This window comes from Burkholderia sp. BCC1998 (genome assembly GCF_905339875.1).
In the GTDB taxonomy this organism is placed as follows: Bacteria; Pseudomonadota; Gammaproteobacteria; order Burkholderiales; family Burkholderiaceae; genus Burkholderia.
This window is the reverse complement of record NZ_CAJPHE010000010.1, coordinates 125,486-146,787: the sequence shown is the minus strand read 5'-3', so window position 1 is coordinate 146,787 and position 21,302 is coordinate 125,486. Positions and strand designations below refer to the sequence as shown.

Below are 21,302 nucleotides of genomic sequence, written 5' to 3'. Positions count from 1 at the left end.
GCGGGACCAGAGTCACGCCATGAAGCTCGAACACCCGGACCGCCTGATGAACCGCACGCCCCTCTCGCTCGCCGCGCTCGAAACGCACGACGCGTTCGCAGAACGCCACATCGGCCCCGATGCCGCCAGCCAGCAGGCCATGCTCGACACGCTCGGCTTCGCGTCGCGCGCCGCCCTGATCGACGCCGTGATCCCGGCCTCGATCCGCCGCGCCGAAACGCTGCCGCTCGGCCCGTTCGCGCAACCGAAGAGCGAGGCCGAAGCCCTCGCCGCGCTGCGCGCCCTCGCGGACAAGAACCAGGTGTTCCGCTCGTATATCGGCCAGGGCTATTACGACTCGCACACGCCGGCCGTAATCCTGCGCAACGTGCTCGAAAACCCGGCGTGGTACACGGCCTACACGCCGTACCAGCCCGAAATTTCCCAGGGTCGTCTCGAGGCGCTCCTGAACTTCCAGCAGATGGTCGCCGACCTCACGGGCCTCGCGATCTCGAACGCCTCGCTGCTGGACGAAGCAACCGCCGCGGCCGAAGCGATGACGCTGCTGCAGCGCACCGGCAAGCCGGCGTCGAACGTGTTCTACGTCGCCGACGACGTGCTGCCGCAGACGCTCGAAGTGATCCGCACGCGCGCGCTGCCGATTGGCATCGAGGTCAAGACGGGCCCGGCGGCCGACGCCGCGCAGGCGAACGCGTTCGGCGTGCTGCTCCAGTACCCGGGCGTGTACGGCGACGTGCGCGACTACCGCGCGCTCACTGAAGCGATCCACGCGGCCGGCGGCCATGTGGTCGTCGCGGCCGACCTGCTCGCACTGACCGTGCTGACGCCGCCCGGCGAATGGGGCGCGGACGTCGCGGTCGGCAACACGCAGCGCTTCGGCGTGCCGATGGGCTTCGGCGGCCCGCACGCCGCTTACATGGCCGTGCGTGACGAATTCAAGCGCCAGATGCCGGGCCGCCTGGTCGGCGTGACCGTCGACGCGCAGGGCAAGCCCGCGCTGCGCCTCGCGCTGCAGACGCGCGAACAGCACATCCGCCGCGAGAAGGCGACGTCGAACGTGTGTACCGCGCAGGCGCTGCTCGCGATCATGGCGAGCATGTACGCGGTCTACCACGGCCCGCACGGCCTGAAGACGATCGCGCTGCGCGTGAACCGCATCGCGGCGCTGTTCGCCGCCGGCGTGAAGCAGCTCGGCTTCGCGACCGTCAACGACACGTTCTTCGACACGCTGACGATCGATACCGGCGCGCGCACCGCGCAGGTCCACGAATTCGCGACGGCCAAGCGCATCAACCTGCGTCGCGTGAGCGACACGCAAGTCGGCGTGTCGGTCGACGAAACGACGACCCGCGACGACCTCGCCGATCTCCTCGCCGTGTTCGCGCAGGCCGCGGGCGGCACCGCGCCGGCCGTGGACGCGCTGGACGCGGGCCTCGGCGGCGTCGCCGTGCTGCCGGCCGGCCTCGAGCGCACGAGCGCGTACCTGACGCACCACGTGTTCAACCGCCACCATTCCGAAACCGAAATGCTGCGCTACCTGCGCAGCCTGTCGGACAAGGATCTCGCGCTCGACCGCTCGATGATCCCGCTCGGTTCGTGCACGATGAAGCTGAACGCGACGTCGGAAATGCTGCCGGTCACGTGGCCCGAATTCGGCCGGATCCATCCGTTCGCACCGGCCGAGCAGACCGTCGGCTACCGCGAGATGATCGACCAGCTCGAGCAGATGCTCGTCGCCGCGACCGGCTATGCGGCCGTGTCGCTGCAGCCGAACGCCGGCTCGCAGGGCGAATACGCGGGCCTCTTGATCATCCACGCATACCACGCATCGCGCGGCGAAGCGCATCGCGACGTGTGCCTGATCCCGGCCTCCGCGCACGGCACGAACCCGGCGTCGGCGCACATGGCCGGCATGAAGGTCGTGGTGGTCGCGTGCGACGCGCAGGGCAACGTCGACATCGCCGACCTGAAGGCGAAGGCCGAGCAGCACGCGAACGACCTCGCGGCGATCATGATCACGTATCCGTCGACGCACGGCGTGTTCGAGCAGAACGTCCGCGAGATCTGCGAGATCGTGCATGCGCACGGCGGCCAGGTGTACGTCGACGGCGCGAACATGAACGCGATGGTCGGCCTGACCGCGCCGGGCCAGTTCGGCGGCGACGTGTCGCACCTGAACCTGCACAAGACCTTCTGCATCCCGCACGGCGGCGGCGGCCCGGGCGTCGGCCCGGTCGCGGTCGGCGCGCACCTCGCGAAGTTCCTGCCGAACCAGCGTTCGACCGGCTACGCGCGTGCGGAAGACGGCATCGGCGCGGTGTCGGCCGCGCCGTACGGCTCGGCGTCGATCCTGCCGATCTCGTGGATGTACATCGCGATGATGGGCGCGAAGAACCTGACCGCCGCGACGGAAACCGCGATCCTCAACGCGAACTACATCGCGAAGCGCCTCGCGCCGCACTATCCGGTGCTGTATTCGGGCCCGGGCGGGCTGGTCGCGCACGAGTGCATTCTCGACCTGCGTCCGCTCAAGGAAACGAGCGGCATCAGCGTCGACGACGTCGCGAAGCGCCTGATGGACTACGGCTTCCATGCGCCGACGATGAGCTTCCCGGTGCCGGGCACGCTGATGGTCGAGCCGACGGAATCGGAATCGCAGGAAGAACTCGATCGCTTCATCGCCGCGATGATCGCGATCCGCGAGGAAATCCGTGCCGTCGAGGAAGGCCGCGCCGACCGCGAGGACAACCCGCTGCGTCACGCGCCGCACACGGCAGCCGTCGTCACCGCGAACGAATGGCCGCACGCGTACTCGCGCGAGCAGGCGGCGTACCCGGTCGCGTCGCTCGGCACGAACAAGTACTGGCCGCCGGTCGGCCGTGCGGACAACGCCTACGGCGACCGCAACCTGTTCTGCTCGTGCGTGCCGGTGTCGGACTACGCATAACGCTCGCCGCGCTCCGGAGTCCGGCCGTGACCACACCGCACGCAACCCTCGGTTGCGTGCGGTTTTTGCGTCCGCTGCCTGCCCGATCGATTCACGCTTGCCCGCCAATCCGGCTAACATCACACGCGATCCAGCCAATCAAGGAGTTCCGCATGGTGCGTCCGATGTTTCCGGGCCAGGGTGCCACGCAGGAGCGGCCGCGCACGCGCCGCGTCGTGCCGCTGCTCGTCGCGTCGCTGTCGTTGGCCGCCGCCGGCCTCGGCACGGCCGGCAGCGCGCGCGCGGCGATGAATTTCTGCGCGGCGCCCGCGTTGCAGGCGAGCGAGACGACGCAGGCCGAGCCGGGCGTGCAGGCATTGATCCGCAGCGTCGACGCGCGCATCGGCGAGCAGCCGAAGGCAATGGCGCGCGTGCACACCGAGGGCACGCTGCCGCACGAAGGCATCTACGACCAGAGCGCCGACGCGCTGAAGGACATGGAGCTGATGCGCGACGCCGCGCTCGCGTGGCGCGTGACGAACGCGCCGCGCTATCTGCAGCTCGTCGACCGCTTCCTGTCCGCGTGGGTGTCGACCTATCAGCCGGGCTTCAACCCGATCGACGAGACGCGCTTCGACAGCCTGATCGTCGCGTACGACATGACGGCGAGCGCGCTGCCGGTCAAGACGCGTAACGCGACGGCGGCGTTCATCGCGAAGCTCGGCGCCGGTTACGTCGCGCAGATCGACGCGCAGAAGCGCCCGCTCGCCGGCACCTGGCGCAACAACTGGCAGAGCCACCGGATCAAGCTGATCGCGCTGTCCGCGTTCACGCTCGGCGACCGCAAGATGATGAACGCCGCGCAGCGGCTGTTCGTCGAGCATCTCGCCGACAACATCGGCCCGGACGGCAAGACCTGGGATTTCGAGGAACGCGATGCGCTGCATTACGCGGTGTACGACTTGCAACCGCTGGTGACGGCCGCGCTCGCCGCGCGCCGCTTCAACCGCAACTGGCTGCGCGAGCACGGCGCGAACGGCGCGACGCTCGCGGCCGCGCTCGACTGGCTCGTGCCGTACGCGCTCGGCGAGAAAACGCACGAGGAATTCGTGAATTCGCCCGTGCCGTTCGACGCGAAGCGCCGCGAGGCCGGCTTGCCGGGTTATACGGGGCAGTGGGACCCGAAAAACGCCACCGAACTCTTTCATCTGGCCGCGCGTCTCGACGGGCGCTATGCGCGCGTCGCGCGGCAACTCTCCCCCATGCCGCCCGCATGGCTCGCCGCGTGCCTGCCATTGCAGGCGCGCTAGCATTATTCTTAAAGCAAGGCAGGTATCAAGATGGCAGTCAGCGTGTTTGACCTCTTCAAGATCGGCATCGGCCCGTCCAGTTCGCATACGGTCGGACCGATGCGCGCGGCGCTGATGTTCGTGCAGGGCCTCGAGCGCGACGGGATGCTCGACGCGACGGCCAGTGTGAAGGTCGAGCTGTACGGCTCGCTCGGCGCGACGGGCAAGGGCCACGGCACCGACCGCGGCGTGATGCTCGGCCTGCTCGGCGACGCGCCCGACACCGTCGATCCCGAGACGATCGACGCGCGTCTGGAAGACGTCCGCAAGTCGAAGAAGCTCGCGCTGCTCGGCACGCATCCGGTGCCGTTCGTGCTGAAGGAGAACATCGCGTTCTACCGGCAGGCGCTGCCCGAACACCCGAACGGCATGAAGCTGCGCGCGTCCGACGCGAACGGCGACGTGCTGGTCGAGCGCACCTACCTGTCCGTCGGCGGCGGCTTCGTCGTGACGGCCGGTGCGCCGAACACGAAGGTGCTGAGCGCGGCCGAGCAGATGACGCATCCGTTCCGCACCGGCGCCGAGCTGCTCGCGCTGACCGAGTCGACCGGCAAGTCGATCGCGCAGCTGATGTGGGAAAACGAGCGCGCGTGGCACACCGAGGAAGAGACGCGCGACGGGCTGCTGAAGATCTGGGCCGTGATGCAGTCGTGCGTGTCGCGCGGCTGCGGGATCGGCAACCCGGAAGCCGACGGGAACCTGCCCGGCCCATTCCAGGTCAAGCGCCGTGCGCCGCAGCTGTATCGCGCGCTGACTGGCAATCCCGAGCGTGCGCTGCAGGATCCGCTGTCGATGGTCGACTGGATCAACCTGTATGCGATCGCGGTCAACGAGGAAAACGCGGCCGGCGGCCGCGTCGTCACCGCGCCGACCAACGGCGCAGCCGGCATCATCCCGGCCGTGCTGCACTACTACACGCGCTTCTCGCCGGGCGCGAACGAACAGGGCGTGATCGACTTCCTGCTGACCGCCGCCGCGATCGGCATTCTGTACAAGCTCAACGCGTCGATTTCGGGTGCGGAAGTGGGCTGCCAGGGCGAAGTCGGCGTCGCGTGCTCGATGGCGGCCGGCGCGCTCGCGGCCGTGCTCGGCGGCACGCCGCGCCAGGTCGAGAACGCGGCCGAGATCGGGATGGAGCACAACCTCGGCCTCACCTGCGACCCGGTCGGCGGGATGGTGCAGATCCCGTGCATCGAGCGCAACGCGATGGCGTCGGTGAAGGCCGTCAACGCGGCGCGCATGGCGCTGCGCGGCGACGGCTCGCACTACGTGTCGCTCGACTCGGTGATCAAGACGATGCGCGAGACGGGCGCCGACATGAAGACGAAATACAAGGAAACGTCGCGCGGCGGGCTGGCGGTGAATATCGTCGAGTGCTGATGCAGGGTCCGGCGGTCATGCGTGTGGATCGATATCCCGCATGACCGTCGGACACAATCACCGCCATCAATCGTTCAGCCAGTTCTCCAGCCGCAATCCCGGATAGCTGACGAAATCCCGCTCGTTGTTGGTCACGAGCGCGACATCGAGCGACACCGCGTGCGCGGCGATCAGCTTGTCGAGATGATCCTTCTTCCGCTCGCGGGTTGCGTCGCGGACCGGACCATACGCTTGCGCCGCCGCGACGTCGAACGGAGCAACGGGGATATCGTCGATCAGCGCGGCGAGATGGCGACGCTCCCGCGCAGGATTCGCACATGCGGCGACGCCGTACTCGAGCTCGGCATACGTGATCGCCGACATCACCACATCTCCCGTGTAGCACTGCGCAAATCGTTTCGCGACTTGCTCAGGCTGGTTCTTCATCAGATAGATGCACATGTTGGTGTCGAGCATGTAGCGCGGCATTACAGCTCCTCGCGATCGACCTGCTCCTGGTCGCCGCGCCCTTCGGCCATGAAATCCGGCCCGAATTTCGCGAATTTCTCGAGTACGCGGGTCAACGGCCGCCGTATCGGTCGAATACGGATTTCGTCACCGATACGCTCGATTTCCAGTTCGATATCGCTGCGCTCGTAGGCGAGGTCGGCAGGAATTCGCACGGCCTGCGAGTTGCCGTTCCGAAATACCTTCGTCGTGTGCATGTCGATCTCCGCATGGATGTACATGGGATGTACATTATCCGATGCGGTCTGCGATGTAAATCCATGTGTGTACATAACATGCGTTCCCTTGAAATCCTTCATCCGCCGCTCGACGCCGACTTGCGGATATCGGGCATCACGGCCACTGCCGTCGCGCATGCAGCACGCGGAGGATCTCGACGATCCCCTCAGCCGGTCTGATGCGATACACGAGCACGTAGTTCGGCGCGACCACCAGTTCGCGCGTGCCGGCCACTCGCCCTTGCCGATACAGCTCTGCACGGGCCGGCAACGTGGCGGCCCTTTGTTCCAGCAGTTCGTCGAGTTCGATTGCGGCCTGCGGGTCGTCCTCGCCGATGTAGTCCATGATCGCGGCGCGATCCTCGTACGCCTTCGGATTCCAGTGCAGCGCGAAGGTCAAGAAGCATCCCCTCGCCTGCCCGCGAGCCGTTCACGCAGCGCCGCACGGCGCGACGCGAAGTCGGCGCTCACCTCCGCGTCGGGAATCGGCGCGCGCGGATCGTCCAGCGCCTGCTGCACCTGCTCGCGAAACCAGCGATCGTGGGCCGCTGCCTCGTGTGCCGCCCTCATCGCGGCCGCCCGATCGGGCCGGGTCGCCCGGCCGGCCGCATCCGGGTCGAACTCCGACGCATCCACATCGAAACGGCTGATGCCGATGTCGCGCAGAAAGCCGACCAGCGTTTCAAAGCGGCGAAACACCCGCACGTCGCCGCGTTTGGCCGACAGAAAGCGCTCGTTCGTGCCGCAACGAGCCGAGATCGTCCAGCCGCTGCCGCAGCCAACTACACGGGCCGCGTGCACGGCGCCGGCTTCGACCAGTTCCGTCAGCGTCTTTTGATCGATCGTTTCGGTTGCCATGGTGATCCTCGATCCAGTTAACCATCCGTTGGCCAAAATTTTACTATTGAATGGCATCCCACTTTATTATTGCTTGGGGTTCGATTTCCCTGCCGGGACAAGCATTCATCCCGACTCCCCATCGTGTCCACTTTTCACTCTTGGCCCAGCGCGCACAAGCTGGCCGTTCGGCGAGCCGCACCGGCGAACGTGCAACATCCACGCCCCGAGCTCCCCGCGTTCCGACACTTTTCACCGGCCAGCGTGCCGGCGCCCCGACAACAGGCGTAATCTGTACATCCCGCTACCCAGGGAGACGGCAGCCCATGTCGCATTCCAAGGATCTCGAGCCGCGCGCCACCACCGGCGCGCGACTGCTCGTCGATGCGTTGCTCGCCAATCACGTCGAACGCGTGTTCTGCGTGCCGGGCGAGAGCTTTCTCGCCGTACTCGATGCGCTGGCGGACGACACCGCGCGGATCCAGACGGTCGTCTGCCGCCACGAAGCGGCGGCCGCGAACATGGCGGAAGCGGTCGGCAAGCTGACCGGCCGCCCCGGCATCGCGTTCGTCACGCGCGGGCCCGGCGCGACCCACGCGTCGATCGGCGTGCACACCGCGTTCCAGGATTCGACGCCGATGATCCTGTTCGTCGGCCAGTGCGCGCGCGAGCACCTCGACCGCGAAGCCTTCCAGGAAATCGACTACCGCCGGATGTTCGGCCAGATGGCGAAATGGGTCGCGCAGATCGACGACCCGCGCCGCATTCCCGAATACCTGAGCCATGCATTCCACGTCGCGACGTCCGGCCGGCCCGGCCCGGTCGTGCTCGCGCTGCCCGAGGACGTGCTGTCCGACGCGTGCGCGCCGCAGCCCGTCGTGCCGGCCGCGAAACGCGTCGCGGCGTCGCCGTCGGCCGCGCAGGTCGACGAGCTGCGCGAACGGCTCGCGCGCGCCGAGCGGCCGTTCGCGATCGTCGGCGGCAGCGGCTGGACGCCCGACGCCTGCGCGAACCTGCGCACCTTCGTCGAGCGCTGGCAACTGCCGGTCGCGTGCGCGTTCCGCTTCCAGGACACCTTCGACAACGCGCACCCGAACTACGCGGGCGACGTCGGCCTCGGGATCAATCCCGCGCTCGCCAAGCGGATCCGCGACGCCGACCTGCTGCTGGTGCTCGGCCCGCGTCTCGGCGAAGCGACGACGGGCGGCTACACGCTGCTCGACATCCCGAAGACGCGCCAGACGCTGATCCACGTGCACCAGGGCGCGGACGAGCTCGGCCGCGTGTATGCGGCCGACCTGCCGATCGTGTCCGGGATGCCGGAAATCGCGGCGCCGCTCGCGGCGCTCGAACCGCCGGCGCACCCCGCGTGGGCCGGCACAGCCGCCGACGCGCACCGCGCGTACCGCGAATGGCACGCGCCGCTGCCGATGCCCGGCGACGTCCAGCTCGGCGACGTGATGGTGCAGTTGCGCGAGCGCCTGCCGCACGACGCGATCCTGACCAACGGCGCCGGCAACTACGCGATCTGGCTGCATCGCCACTTCGCGTACCGGCACTTTCGCTCGCAGCTCGCGCCGACCAGCGGCGCGATGGGCTACGGGCTGCCCGCCGCGCTCGCCGCGAAGTCGCTGTATCCGTCGCGGGCCGTCGTCGCGCTCGCCGGCGACGGCTGCTTCATGATGGCCGGCAACGAACTCGCGACCGCGATGCAGTACGGGCTGAACATCGTCGCCATCGTCGTCAACAACGGGCATTTCGGCACGATCCGCATGCATCAGGAGCGCAACTATCCCGGGCGCGTGCACGGCACCGGGCTCACGAACCCCGATTTCGCCGCGTATGCGCGCGCGTTCGGCGCGCATGGCGAGACGGTCGAGCGCACCGCCGACTTCGCGCCGGCACTGGAGCGCGCACTGACCTGCGGGCTGCCGGCGCTGATCGAGATCCGCATCCCGCAGGACGCCAGCACGCCGGCCGCGACGCTCGAGCAGATCCGCGAGCAGGGCCGCCGCGCGCGCGGCGCGTGACCATGGAAATGCGCGCCGCGCCGGCCAGCCTCGCGCTGTCGCGCGACGACGCGCTGACGCATCCGGGCACGCTGCTCGCGCCCGACGGCACGCTCGTCGCCCCCTACGACCTCGAGCACGGCGGCGCCGCCGCGGAGGATCACGTGCCGGCCGCGCTGGCGCTCGGCCTGCTGCACGCCGCCCACCGGCCGTTCCGGCTCGACTACGGCCGCACGGCGGACGTGTACGTGATCAACGGAATGGGCGTCGCGCTCGGCGACTCGGTGATCGGGCTGACCGCGCTCGCCGCGCTGCGCGCGATGCATCCCGGCCTGCGCTTCACGCTCTACCGGCCGGCCCGCGCGCCGCGCTACGTCGCCGCGCTGTATGCGCTCGCCGCCGACGTCGTCGCGCCGTCGCGTGCGCTGCCGTGCGCCGCCGACACACTGCCCGAGCACGCGCCGCGCATCGATCTCGGCAATCACCTGTACTGGCCCGCTTTCGCGCGACAGCCGATGATCGACTTCTTCCTCGACGCGCTCGGCACGGACCCGGCCACGGTGCCGGCCGCCGCGAAGCGCAATCGCTGGCTCGCGCGGCTGGCCCTGCCCGCCCTGCCGGCCGAATGGCGGCGGCCGTACGTGCTGTTCTGCCCGAGCGCGAGCACCGCGGTGCGCAGCGTGCCGCCGGCGCTGCGCGCGGCTTTCGTGGAGCGGCTCGCGCGGCGTTACGAGCTGCCGGTGGTCGGCTTCGGCCCCGTCGCGCATCCGGCCTATGTCGACGTGAGCCGCGACGCGGCCGATACCGCGCACTTCATTGCCTGGGTCAGGGGGGCGAGCGTGCTGTTCGCGCCCGACACGGCCGCGCTGCATCTCGCCGACGGTTTCGACGTGCCGACGCTCGGCTGTTTCACGACGATCGGCCCGGCGCTGCGCGTGCGCGACTATCCGCACTGCGTACCGGTCGCGCTCGATGTGCCGGACGCATTGCACGGGCTGCATCGCAGCGAGCGGCCGGACGACCTCGCGGCGGTCGAAGCCGCTTACCGGGCGATCGACTGGGATGCCTTGCCGTGGCCTGCGCCGCGCGAAGCGGCGGCTACCGCCGGATAGGGATGGAGAAAAGGGAGTCGCCCGGATGACCGGACGCACCGCGGCATCCGCGCGCCGCCGCCCGCCTCACCCGGCTGCCACCGTCACCGCCCGCTCGCGCAGCGTCTCCGACGGCCGCTTGCCGAACAGCCGCCGATAGTCGGTCGCGAACTGGCTCAGGTGCCAGAAGCCCCACGCCTCCGCGACGTCCTGCACGGAACCGGCCGCCCGCCCGCACAGGTCGCGCCGCGCACCGTTCAGCCGCAGCGTGCGCAGATAGGTCGCTGGCGCCATGCCGAGCACGTCCTGGAAACAGTACTGCAGCGTGCGCCGGCTCACGTGCAACTGCTCGCACAGCTCGGGCACGCCGACCGGGCGCGTGCGGTGTGCGAGCACGTACTCGCGCGCCTGCTCGACAATCCAGCGCCGTGTCGACGGGGCGCCGCCCGCCCCGTCGTCAGCCGGTTGCGCGCACGCGTCGAACAGCGCGGCCAGCACCTCGGCCTGCAGGTCGTCGCGCTGTGCGTCGGGCAGCGGCCCGCCCGCGGCCGCCGCGCCGTCGAGGCGGCCGCCGAGCAGCGCACACAGGCGCGCGAGCCGCATATCGCCGATCTGGATCACGCGCTGCGCGAACAGCCGCTCGTCGAGCGCACGGTGTTCGACTTCCTCCGCGTAGCGGCGCAGCACGTCGCCGCGCACGACCACGCCGTAGATCGAGAACTGCGCGGGTGTCAGCAATTCGAATTCGACGTTGCCGGGCCGGAACGCGAGCGCGCCGGGGCCGATGCGGCACGCATCGACCCGCGCGGTGCCGTCGCTCGTCAGCGGGATGCCGAACCAGTATGCGTCGCCGCGCACCTCGCACGCCTGCCGCAGCAGGTGACTCGTCGATTCGCGAAACAGCTTCATCGTGTCGAGCGGCAGCTCGGTCAGCGTGCCGACGAAGCGGCCGGCCGCGAGCTGGTCGTAGGTCTGCCGCCAGCCGATCAGGTTGCGCGCCTGCTCGTCGGCGTCGTGCGCGACGCTGACCACGGCCTGGCCGGCCAGCGCGTCGTCGCCCTGCGCGCTGCACCGCGTGTCCTCGGCCGTCGGCTCGGCCATGCACTCCACTCGTTGACCCATCATGTTCTCCTCACCCGCCCGGGACCACGTCCAACACGCAAGTCCCGTGCCGATCCGCGTTGTCCGGCGACAAGCCCGTCATTCAACGCCGTGCGGCCGATGCGCGCCATGCGGGCGCACCCGGAGGCGGCATGCCGCGCACCGCGCGGGTGCGGCATGCGTGCCGCCGGCCGCCCGGCGACGCGCTACGCGCCCGGCCGCAACCGCACGACCCGCGTGCCGCAATTGCCGTACGCCTGCGCGACCGCCAGTTCGACGATCGGACTGCCCGTCGGCCAGGGCGCCGCGTCCGCTTCCGGCAGATCGGTGCGCAACGTCGCGCGGCCGTTGATCCGGTAGCGGATGCCGCGCACGAAATCGATGAACAGCAGCCCGACGCCGCAGCCGTCGCACGCCAGCGCATCGAGCCGGTGGCCGCCGTGCGCCGGCAGCGCGAAGCGCAGCGTCTTCGTGTCGATCACGCGCACGACCGGCCATAGATCGCCGTTCGCGTCGCGCATGCCCTGCACGATGTCGCAGGTCATGCGCGCCGGGGCCGGGCCGCCGCTCGTCGTGCCGACGAACATGAACGGCTGCGATTCGACGAACTGGCGCACACCGATGCTCAGCCGCGTCGTCACGACGTCGCTCATCCGCTCGGCTTCGTCGGCGACGCCGAAGCGGTGATGCGCGTCGAGCTCGCCCGCGTGAAACACCGGGTGACGCGGATAGGATCCGGGCAGTTCTGACATGCTGGTTTCCGTCGGGGCCATCGGGGTGCGATACGGGCACGATACGGGCGCGAACGCGCACCGGCCGGTGCGAATGCCGACGCCCGTATCGAAGGTCGGAACACGAAAACGGCGAAGTGCCGGACGAACCGGCGCCAGCGCATTGCCGGCTTGCCGCGGACGCCGCCCGACGGCCGAAGGCCGAAGGCCGGACAGCCAGCGCCCGACCGCCGCACCTTCCACGGCAAGCCGGCACCGGACGCGTCGCCGCCGTCCGGCACCGGCCGCCGTACCGGGCAGCGTTGCGCTGCCGCCCGGCCGGCCCCGGCACTTCGCCCCCTGCTGCGGCGATCAGAAGAACCCGAGCGCTTCGGCCTGGTAGCTGACCAGCAGGCACTTCGTCTGCTGATAGTTCGACAGCGCCATCTTGTGCGTCTCACGGCCGATGCCGGACTGCTTGTAGCCGCCGAACGCCGCGTGCGCCGGGTACAGGTGGTAGCAGTTGGTCCACACGCGGCCGGCCTCGACCTCGCGGCCCATCCGGTACGCACGCGTGCCGTTGCGCGTCCACACGCCCGCGCCGAGCCCGTAGAACGTGTCGTTCGCGAGTTCGATCGCCTCCTGCTCGTCCTTGAACGTCATCACCGACGCGACCGGCCCGAAGATCTCTTCCTGGAACACGCGCATCTTGTTGTTGCCGAACAGCATCGTCGGCTTCACGTAATAGCCCGTGCCAAGGTCGGCGGCCGGTGCCGTGCGCTCGCCGCCCGTCAGGCATTGCGCGCCTTCGTCGCGGCCGATGTCGATGTACGACAGGATCTTGTCGAGCTGCTGCTGCGACGCCTGCGCGCCGATCATCGTCTGCAGGTCGAGCGGGTGGCCGCCCTTGATGCGCTCGACGCGCGCGACGGCCTTCTCGATGAAGCGTTCGTAGATCGATTCCTGGATCAGGATCCGCGACGGGCACGTGCACACTTCGCCCTGGTTGAGCGCGAACATCGCGAGGCCTTCGAGCGCCTTGTCGAGGAACGCGTCGTCCTGGTCGAGCACGTCGGCGAAGAAGATGTTCGGGCTCTTGCCGCCCAGTTCGACCGTCGACGGGATCAGGCTCTCGGCCGCCGCGCGCAGGATGTGCTTGCCGACCGGCGTGGAACCGGTGAACGCGATCTTCGCGATCCGCTTGCTGGTCGCGAGCGCCTCGCCCGCTTCCTTGCCGAAACCGCTGACGATGTTGATCGTGCCGGCCGGGAACAGGTCGCCGATCAGCTCCATCAGCACCAGCACCGACGCGGGCGTCTGCTCGGCCGGCTTCATCACCACGCAGCAGCCGGCCGCGAGCGCCGGTGCGAGCTTCCACGCGGCCATCAGCAGCGGGAAGTTCCACGGGATGATCTGGCCGACGACGCCGAGCGGCTCGTGGAAGTGATACGCGACGGTGTTGTCGTCGATCTCGGAAATGCCGCCTTCCTGCGCGCGGATGCAGCCCGCGAAATAGCGGAAGTGGTCGATCGCGAGCGGCAGGTCGGCCGCCATCGTCTCGCGCAGCGGCTTGCCGTTGTCGATCGTCTCGGCCACCGCGAGCAGCTTCAGGTTCTTTTCCATCCGGTCGGCGGCGGCGAGCAGCAGGTTCGCGCGCTCGGTGACCGACGTCTTGCCCCACTTGCGGCGCGCGGCGTGCGCGGCATCGAGTGCGACCTCGATGTCGTCGGCGCTGGAGCGCGGCACGCGGCAGAACGGCTTGCCGTTGATCGGCGACACGTTCTCGAAATACTCGCCCTTCACCGGCGGAACCCACTTGCCGCCGATGTAGTTGTCGTATTGCTGACGGTACGGGTATTCGACGTCGAGGCCCAGTTGTTTCAGGTCAAACGGGTTCATACATGTCTCCTGTTCATCGTGCTTGTGTGAATGCAGCGCCGGTTGGATCGCGCTGCACGGTTTACGCAACATGCGTGCCAAACCGGGCGAAAACGGAACAGGAGCGGTGCGTCCGGGCGCCCGCCGGGGACGATGCCGGCGCATCGAACACGAGTGTCCCGATTCTGAACACCGGGACGGCACAGCGGGTACGACGGGTGTTCGGATTTTTCACAGCGCAGATGCGCACGCACCGCCGCGCGCCACGCTCGCCGCATGGCATGTCGCTTGCGTGCGGAACGCGGATCCGCACGCATCGGCCACGCGCCGACCGAACCATGAACCAACCGGGCCCCTTGAGCGACGATGTCGTCGCGTTCATCCATGAACAGGCATTCCTGATCGTCGCGACCGCGAACGCGGCGGGCGACGCCGACTGCTCGTATCGCGGCCGGCAGCCGCGCGCGGACGGTTCGTTCGCCCCGCTCGTCGACCTGCCCGATCGCCGCACGCTCGTGCTGCCCGACTTCGCGGGCAACAACCTGTTCAACACGATCGGCAACCTGCTCGTGAATCCGGCGATCGCGCTGCTGTTCGTCGATTTCGTCCGGCAGACGACGTGGCTCGTGCAGGGGCGCGCGACGATCGACGAAGACGCGGGAAGCCGCGCGCAGCTGTGGCCGGATGCGCTGCGTTATGTGGTCGTTGACGTGGAAAGCGCGCACGCGCGGGCCGATGCGGAATTGCCGCCGCTCGTGCTGGCGTGAGGCGCCGCACCATGCCGTCGTTGCGGCGCGGCGCGCGTGCCTGGGCCGGTGAGGCGCTGCGGCCGCTTGCGCAAACGCGCCCGCTCACCGCACACTCACCGCCCGCTTGCTTCCACGCAAGCCGGTTCGGTCCGGCGACGCGCCCGCGCGTCGGTATGCGCCTGTTCGCCGTCATCGCCGCGCGCTTCCGCCACTGCCGGCCGTGCACCGAGAAACGCGAACACCACCACCGCACACAGCACCGTGACGACCGCGAGCCCGATCAGCAGCCGATCGAATGCATGCACATAGCTCGCGAGCAGCGCCGCACGACCGACGCCCGGCAACCCGGCCGCCGCACCGGCGAGATCGCCGGTCGCGAGGCGCGCGGCCGCCCGCAGCGTCGCGTCGGAGGTCCCCGCCGCCGCCTGCCGCAAATCGGCGTGCGCGAGGGTCGCCAGCACCGCGCCGGCGATCGCGAGCGCGATCCCCTCGCCCGCCACGCGCGTCGTGCTGAAGATCCCGGTCGCCATCCCCGCGCGCTCCTTCGGCACGACGCTGACCGACAGCCCGTCCATCAGCCCCCACGGCATGCCGGCCCCGATGCCGATCGCGAGCATCGGCGCGATCGCCGCCGGCCCCGCGCCGCCGCGCAGCGCGACGCCCAGCCATACGAGGCCCGCCGCCGCGAGCAGGAGCCCGAGCCCCGAGATCACGCCGGCCGACAGCCAGCGCGTGAGCGTCGCCGCGACGAGCGGCACGACGAGCATCGGCGCGGAGATCGCGAGCATCAGCCAGCCCGCGTCGATTTCGCTGAAACCGTCGATGCCGATGAAGCGCAGCGGCAGCACGACGAGCAGCACGATGTAACAGCAGCAGGTCGACACCGGCAGCACCTGCACGCCGACGAAGCGCGGAATCCGGAACAGCGAGAGGTCGAGCATCGGCCGCGCGACGCGCGTCTCGATCGCGACGAATGCGCACGCGCCGAGCACCGCGCCCGCCAGCAGCACAACGACGAGCGGATGCGTCCAGCCGCGCGCGGGTGCCTCGATCACGCCGAACGTGAACAGCGTGAGCGCGGCGGTGAACGCTGCGGTGCCGGGCCAGTCGAGCCCCGTCGCGTGCGGATCGCGCGACTCGTGCATGCGCGGCAGCCCGAACCCGAGCGACGAGGCGCCCGCCGCCGCGCCCGTGACGAAGATCGCACGCCAGCCACCGTGCGCGATCAGCCAGCCGGCGAGCACCGGCCCGAACGCGAGCCCGATGCCGAAGGTCGTGCCGAGCAGGCTGAACGCACGCGTGCGCGCCGCGCCGTCGAACTCCTGCGCCAGCGCGGCCGTGCCGCCCGCGAGCGCCGCGGCCGCCGCGAGCCCTTGCGCGGCGCGCAGCAGGTCGACCGCGAGCATCGACGGCGCGAACGCGAGCGCAACCGACATCAGCGTGAAGCCGCCGACGCCGATCGCGAACACGCGCTTGCGGCCGAACTGGTCGGCCAGCGCGCCAGCCGCCATCAGGAAACTGCCGAACGCGAGCATGAACGCGTTGGTGATCCAGTTCATCGCGACCGGGCCGCCGTGCAGGTCGCGGCCGATCGCGGGCGTCGCGACCGCGCCGCCCGAAAACGACAGCGGCAGCGCGACGGCGGCCATGCAGACGGCGGCCAGCACCCACGCGCGCCGGCGTGCCGACGTGGCTGAATCGGCTGAAAACGGGTGATCCATCATTGCTCCTCGAAAAGCCGGCGCGGATGCGCCTCAAGCGCGATCAAGGATAATTTCGATTCAATCACCGAAAAACAATGCGTTGCTCCGTATATAACGGACTAAAATTCCTCAATTCACCGCATCGCATCCGCTCGCCCGCCTACGTCGATGGAAAACCTGAACGGCATCGCCGCCTTCGTCCGCACCGCCGAAGCGCTCAGCTTCGTCGCGGCCGGCCGCGCGCTCGGCATCTCGGCGTCCGCCGTCGGCAAGACGATCGCACGGCTCGAGCAGTCGCTCGGCGTGCGCCTGTTCAACCGCACGACGCGGCGCGTCACGCTGACCGACGAAGGGCGCCATTTCTACGAACGCTGCCAGCGGATCCTCGAGGATTTTCGCGACGCGGAGGCGACCGTGACGGCCGCCGCGCAGCACCCGCGCGGCAAGCTGCGCGTGAGCCTGCCGGTGATCGGCTACCGGTTCCTGCTGCCGGTGCTGCCCGAATTCAGGCAGCGCTATCCGGACGTCGAGCTCGACCTGGATTTCAACGACCGGATGGTCGATGTCGTCGAAGGCGGCTTCGACGCGGTGATCCGCAGCGGCCCGCTGTCGGACTCGAGCCTGATGTCGCGGCGGCTCGGCCCGTTCGCGTTCGTGCTGTGCGCGACGCCCGCGTATCTCGCGCAGGCCGGCACGCCGCGGGCGCCGCGCGATCTCGAAGCGCACGATTGCGTGCGCTACTGTTTCCCGACCACCGGCAAGCTGCAGGACTGGGCGCTCGCCGCCGACGACGGCACGCCGCTGAAGCTGCACACCGCGATGACCTGCAACAACATGGAAGCGCTGCGCGGCGCGGTGATGGCGGGGCTCGGCATCGGCTACATGCCCGATTTCCTCGCGCGCGACGCGCTGGACACGGGCGCGCTCGTCACGGTGCTCGACGACTACCGGATCGCGCCGGGGCAGTTCTCGATCGTGTGGCCGTCGAGCCGGCAGCTGTCGCCGAAGCTGCGCGTGTTCGTCGACTTCCTGTGCGAGCGGCTGTTCAAGTAGACGGACGGCGCAGTCGCGTCATCAATCCGCATCAATCCGGGCCGATCCGAATCAATCCGCGCCGATCCGCTCCGCTTCCGTCTGCGGCAACAACGCATCGCTGTCGTCCTTCAGCCCGACGCCCGTGAGGCCGAGCCGGCGCGCGTGCGTCATCAGGTAATGCAGCTTGTGCGCGGCCGCGGCGTGCGGCAGCCCTTCGGGCCGCACGTTCGAGATGCAGTTGCGCAGCGCGTCGTGACAGCCGACCTTCGGCGCCCAGGTCAGGTACACGCCGAGGCTGTCCGGCGAGCTGAGCCCCGGCCGTTCGCCGATCAGCATCGCGACGACCTGTGCGCGCAGCAGTTCGCCGATCTCGTCGCCGAGCGCGACGCGCGCCTGCGTCGCGACCACCACCGGGCCGATCCGCCAGCCGTCCGCTTCGAGCCGCGGGCACACGGCCTGCAGCAGCGGCAGCGCCTGCTTCGCGGCCGCGAACGCCGACAGCCCGTCGCCGACCACGAACACCACCTCCGGCGCGTCGTCGAGCGCCGCGCCGTAGCCGGCCAGCAGCGCGCGTCCGTCATCGGACAGCTTGCGGCCGAGATCGGGCCGGCGCAGGTAATGCTGGCGGTCGGGCGCCGCGCTCTGCACGCCGAGCGTCGCGAAGCCGGCCGCGTCGATCTCGCGGCGCAGCGCGTCCGCGTCGAGCGGCTGGTGCACCGCGTCGCGCGCCTGCGCGTGCGACAGGTTGAACGCGAGCAGCGGCGCGGTCGGCAGGCTGCTGCCCGCGCGGCCGAGCGCGATCCGCGCGTTCGTGAACGACTTCAGCTGCGCCCACGGGTTCTTTTCGACGGCGTCGCTCATGCCGAAATCCCCATCCAGTCGTTCGCGCCCGCGAGCAGCGGCACGCGCGCGCTCGCGGCGCGCAGCGCGCCGCGAGCGTCGGCGATCTCCATCGTCTCCAGCCATTCCTCGAACTCGGGCGCGCGGCGCAGGCCGAGCACCTCGCGCACGTAGAGCTGGTCGTGAAACGACGTGCTTTGATAGTTCAGCATCACGTCGTCCGCGCCCGGGATGCCCATGATGAAGTTGATGCCGGCCGCGCCCAGCAGCGTCAGCAGCGTGTCCATGTCGTCCTGGTCGGCTTCCGCGTGATTCGTGTAGCAGATGTCGCAGCCCATCGGCACGCCGAGCAGCTTGCCGCAGAAGTGATCCTCGAGCCCCGCGCGGATGATCTGCTTGCCGTCGTACAGGTATTCGGGCCCGATGAAGCCGACCACCGTGTTCACGAGGAACGGGTCGAACTTGCGCGCGACCGCATACGCGCGCACCTCGCAGGTCTGCTGGTCGACGCCGAAATGCGCGTTCGCCGACAGCGCGCTGCCTTGCCCCGTCTCGAAGTACATCAGGTTGTTGCCGACGGTGCCGCGCTTGAGCGACAACGCGGCCTCGCGCGCTTCGCCGAGCAGCGCGAGCGAGATCCCGAAGCTCGCGTTCGCCTTCTCGGTGCCCGCGATCGACTGGAACACCAGGTCGACCGGCGCGCCCTTCTCGATCGCCGCGATCGTGTTGGTCACGTGCGTGAGCACGCACGACTGCGTCGGCACGCCGTAGCGTTCGCGGAACCCGTCGATCATCGCGAGCAGCTTCACGATCGCCGCGAGGCTGTCGGTCGCCGGGTTGATGCCGATCATCGCGTCGCCGCAGCCGTACATCAGCCCGTCGAGCATCGACGCGGCAATGCCCTTCACGTCGTCGGTCGGATGGTTCGGCTGCAGCCGCACCGACATCCGGCCGGCCAGCCCGACCGTGTTGCGAAAGCGCGTGACGACGCGGCGCTTGCGCGCGGCCGCGATCAGGTCCTGGTTGCGCATCAGCTTCGACACGGCCGCGACCATCTCGGGCGTGAGGCCCGGCGCGATCCGTTCGAGCGCGGTGCCGTCGGCAGCCGGCGACAGCAGCCAGTTGCGGAAGTCGCCGACGGTGAGATGCGAGATCTCCGCGAACGCGGCCGCGTCGTGATCGTCGAGGATCAGGCGCGTGACCTCGTCGTGTTCGTACGGAATCAGCGCTTCGTTCAGGAACGCCTTCAGCGGCACGCCCGCGAGCGCGATCTTCGCGGCCACGCGCTCCTCCTCGCTCGCCGCCGCGACGCCGGCGAGCTGGTCGCCCGAGCGCAGCGGGCTCGCCTTCGCGAGCAGCGTCTTCAGGTCCGCGAAACGGTACGTGCGCGGACCGATCGTCTCCGTGTAGGACATCGTTCGAATCTCCTTGCCAGTCCTTGCCTTGCCTGACGCCGACGGCGCGCCCGTTCGACGGGGCGCGCCGCATGCCGTCACGAACGGCCGTTCGGGTCGGCCATCCTCATTCCTCGAGCAGCGCGTCGCCCGGTGCGCTCGCACGCTGCGAACGGGTCGCGAGGAAGTACGCGTAGCCGAGCGCGAGGAACGCGACGAACACCATCGCCACCAGCCCGTTGAAGTACACCATCGTCGCAAGGCAAATCAGGGCTGCAACGATCGCGAACGCCGGGAAGAACGGGTACAGCGGCGCGCGGAACGGTCGCTCCAGGTTCGGCTGCGAGCGGCGCAGCTTGAACAGCGCCGCCATGCTTACGATATACATCACGATCGCGCCGAACACCGACATCGTCACGATGTTCGCGGTGAGCGTCTGGCCGCCGAACTGGATCAGCTCGTCGCTGTAGATCGCGGCGATGCCGACCACGCCGCCCGCGAGAATCGCGCGATGGGGCGTCTTGAAGCGCGGATGCACCTTGCCGAGCCATTCCGGCAGATAACCTTCGCGGGCCAGCGCGAAGATCTGGCGCGAATAGCCGAGGATGATCCCGTGGAACGACGCGACGAGCCCGAACAGCCCGAGCCACACGAGCATGTGCATCCAGCCGCTGTTCGCACCCACGATGTACTTCATCGCCTGCGGCAGCGGGTCGTTGATGTTCGCGAGCTTGGTCCAGTCGCCCGCGCCGCCGGCGAACACCATCACGCCGATCGCGAGCGTGACGAGCGTCAGGATGCCGGCCACGTACGCGATCGGGATCGAGCGCTTCGGGTTCTTCGCCTCCTCGGCGGCCATCGCGACGCCTTCGATCGCGAGGAAGAACCAGATCGCGAACGGGATCGCGGCGAACATGCCGTGGAATGCGCCGACGCTGAAATGATCGGCGCCCGACCAGCCGCCCTTCATGAAGTTGCTCCACGCGAAGCCCGGCGACACGACGCCCATGAACACCAGCAGCTCGAAGATCGCGAACAGCGTGACGACCAGCTCGAACGTCGCGGCGATCTGCACGCCGACGATGTTCAGCGCCATGAACACGAGATACGCGCCCATCGCCGCGTGTTTCGGTTCGAGCCCCGGAAACTGCACATGCAGGTACGCGCCGATCGCGAGCGCGATCGCGGGCGGCGCGAACACGAACTCGACGAGCGTCGCCGCGCCGGCGAGATAGCCGCCCGCCGGGCCGAACGCGCGGCGCGCATACGCGAACGGGCCGCCCGCGTGCGGGATCGACGTCGTCAGCTCGGTGAAGCTGAAGATGAAGGTGGTGTACATCGCCGCGACGAACAGCGCGGTGACGACGAAGCCCAGCGTGCCGGCACTCGCCCAGCCGTAGCTCCAGCCGAAGTATTCGCCTGAAATCACGAGGCCGACCGCGATGCCCCACAGTTGCCAGGTCCCGAGCGTCTGCTGCAGCGCGGGCTGGCCGGACGACTTGGCGCCGGCGGCGGGCCGGCCATTCGACTCTGCTTTCATCGGATTCTCCTGAAAGGCGCCGGCCTGCGGGCCCG

The 21,302-nt window shown here is 69.3% G+C and carries 18 protein-coding genes; 7 read left to right on the top strand and 11 right to left on the bottom strand.

All coding sequences use genetic code 11. From position 1 onward, the window contains the following. Positions 1-19: 19 nt before the first annotated feature. The 3 genes from gcvP (at position 20) to U5A56_RS19170 (ending at position 5,655) form a co-directional block, all read left to right on the top strand. Positions 20-2,947 (top strand): aminomethyl-transferring glycine dehydrogenase, encoded by a 2,928-nt coding sequence (gene gcvP / locus U5A56_RS19180; RefSeq protein WP_321923998.1) that lies wholly within the window; start codon positions 20-22, stop codon positions 2,945-2,947. Between the two features lie 152 nt (positions 2,948-3,099). Then, entirely contained in the window at positions 3,100-4,236 is a 1,137-nt protein-coding gene (locus U5A56_RS19175; RefSeq protein WP_321923996.1) for an alginate lyase family protein, read from the top strand. Positions 4,237-4,266: 30 nt separating this feature from the next. After that, entirely contained in the window at positions 4,267-5,655 is a 1,389-nt protein-coding gene (locus U5A56_RS19170) for an L-serine ammonia-lyase (RefSeq protein ID WP_321923994.1), read from the top strand. A gap of 66 nt (positions 5,656-5,721) precedes the next feature. Here U5A56_RS19170 and U5A56_RS19165 read toward each other — a convergent pair whose 3' ends face one another. From U5A56_RS19165 to U5A56_RS19150, 4 genes are all read right to left on the bottom strand, one after another. Beyond that, positions 5,722-6,123 carry a type II toxin-antitoxin system VapC family toxin gene (locus U5A56_RS19165; protein WP_321810766.1) on the bottom strand — a complete coding sequence of 134 codons (402 nt, stop codon included), beginning with the start codon at positions 6,121-6,123 and terminating at the stop codon, positions 5,722-5,724. Further along, a complete protein-coding gene (locus tag U5A56_RS19160) occupies positions 6,123-6,359 on the bottom strand; it encodes a type II toxin-antitoxin system VapB family antitoxin (RefSeq protein WP_321924080.1) in 237 nt (78 codons plus the stop codon). Before U5A56_RS19160 ends, U5A56_RS19165 begins: the two co-directional genes overlap by 1 nt. Positions 6,360-6,495: 136 nt before the next feature. Further along, entirely contained in the window at positions 6,496-6,780 is a 285-nt protein-coding gene (locus U5A56_RS19155) for a type II toxin-antitoxin system RelE/ParE family toxin (RefSeq protein ID WP_321923993.1), read from the bottom strand. After that, entirely contained in the window at positions 6,777-7,238 is a 462-nt protein-coding gene (locus U5A56_RS19150) for a hypothetical protein (RefSeq protein WP_321923990.1), read from the bottom strand. Before U5A56_RS19150 ends, U5A56_RS19155 begins: the two co-directional genes overlap by 4 nt. Before the next feature lie 305 nt (positions 7,239-7,543). Here U5A56_RS19150 and U5A56_RS19145 point away from each other — a divergent pair, with 305 nt between their 5' ends. Together U5A56_RS19145 and U5A56_RS19140 are read left to right on the top strand one after the other, a co-directional pair. Next, complete coding sequence (locus tag U5A56_RS19145) at positions 7,544-9,247, top strand: thiamine pyrophosphate-binding protein (RefSeq protein WP_321802057.1); 1,704 nt, start codon at positions 7,544-7,546, stop codon at positions 9,245-9,247. Positions 9,248-9,249: 2 nt separating this feature from the next. Beyond that, positions 9,250-10,338, top strand: coding sequence for an ADP-heptose--LPS heptosyltransferase (locus U5A56_RS19140; RefSeq protein ID WP_321923988.1), 1,089 nt, complete (start codon positions 9,250-9,252; stop codon positions 10,336-10,338). A 66-nt stretch (positions 10,339-10,404) separates the two neighbouring features. On the opposite strand, the gene U5A56_RS19135 is transcribed toward U5A56_RS19140, so the two are convergent. The 3 genes from U5A56_RS19135 to U5A56_RS19125 all read right to left on the bottom strand — a co-directional run bounded on the left by U5A56_RS19135 (position 10,405) and on the right by U5A56_RS19125 (position 14,027). Further along, positions 10,405-11,439, bottom strand: coding sequence for a helix-turn-helix domain-containing protein (locus U5A56_RS19135; RefSeq protein WP_044848383.1), 1,035 nt, complete (start codon positions 11,437-11,439; stop codon positions 10,405-10,407). Between the two features lie 185 nt (positions 11,440-11,624). Then, positions 11,625-12,170 carry a hypothetical protein gene (locus U5A56_RS19130; RefSeq protein ID WP_321923986.1) on the bottom strand — a complete coding sequence of 182 codons (546 nt, stop codon included), beginning with the start codon at positions 12,168-12,170 and terminating at the stop codon, positions 11,625-11,627. A 330-nt stretch (positions 12,171-12,500) separates the two neighbouring features. Further along, a complete protein-coding gene (locus tag U5A56_RS19125; protein ID WP_124486843.1) occupies positions 12,501-14,027 on the bottom strand; it encodes an aldehyde dehydrogenase family protein in 1,527 nt (508 codons plus the stop codon). Positions 14,028-14,344: 317 nt separating this feature from the next. Between U5A56_RS19125 and U5A56_RS19120 the strand changes: the two genes are divergently transcribed. Continuing rightward, a complete protein-coding gene (locus U5A56_RS19120; protein WP_321821689.1) occupies positions 14,345-14,773 on the top strand; it encodes a pyridoxamine 5'-phosphate oxidase family protein in 429 nt (142 codons plus the stop codon). Between the two features lie 95 nt (positions 14,774-14,868). Here the strand turns inward: U5A56_RS19120 and U5A56_RS19115 are convergent, their stop codons facing one another. Next, positions 14,869-16,476 (bottom strand): MFS transporter, encoded by a 1,608-nt coding sequence (locus tag U5A56_RS19115; RefSeq protein WP_321923984.1) that lies wholly within the window; start codon positions 16,474-16,476, stop codon positions 14,869-14,871. 150 nt (positions 16,477-16,626) lie between these two features. Here U5A56_RS19115 and U5A56_RS19110 point away from each other — a divergent pair, with 150 nt between their 5' ends. After that, on the top strand, positions 16,627-17,511 hold the full coding sequence (locus tag U5A56_RS19110) for a LysR family transcriptional regulator (protein WP_321923982.1): 885 nt from the start codon (positions 16,627-16,629) through the stop codon (positions 17,509-17,511). Between the two features lie 51 nt (positions 17,512-17,562). Here U5A56_RS19110 and eutC read toward each other — a convergent pair whose 3' ends face one another. The 3 genes from eutC to eat form a co-directional block, all read right to left on the bottom strand. Then, complete coding sequence (gene eutC / locus U5A56_RS19105; RefSeq protein WP_321923980.1) at positions 17,563-18,354, bottom strand: ethanolamine ammonia-lyase subunit EutC; 792 nt, start codon at positions 18,352-18,354, stop codon at positions 17,563-17,565. Then, positions 18,351-19,748, bottom strand: coding sequence for an ethanolamine ammonia-lyase subunit EutB (locus U5A56_RS19100; protein ID WP_321923978.1), 1,398 nt, complete (start codon positions 19,746-19,748; stop codon positions 18,351-18,353). The genes eutC and U5A56_RS19100 overlap by 4 nt, the downstream gene beginning before the upstream one ends. Positions 19,749-19,854: 106 nt before the next feature. Further along, on the bottom strand, positions 19,855-21,267 hold the full coding sequence (eat, locus tag U5A56_RS19095; RefSeq protein ID WP_257775458.1) for an ethanolamine permease: 1,413 nt from the start codon (positions 21,265-21,267) through the stop codon (positions 19,855-19,857). Between the last annotated feature and the right edge of the window lie 35 nt (positions 21,268-21,302).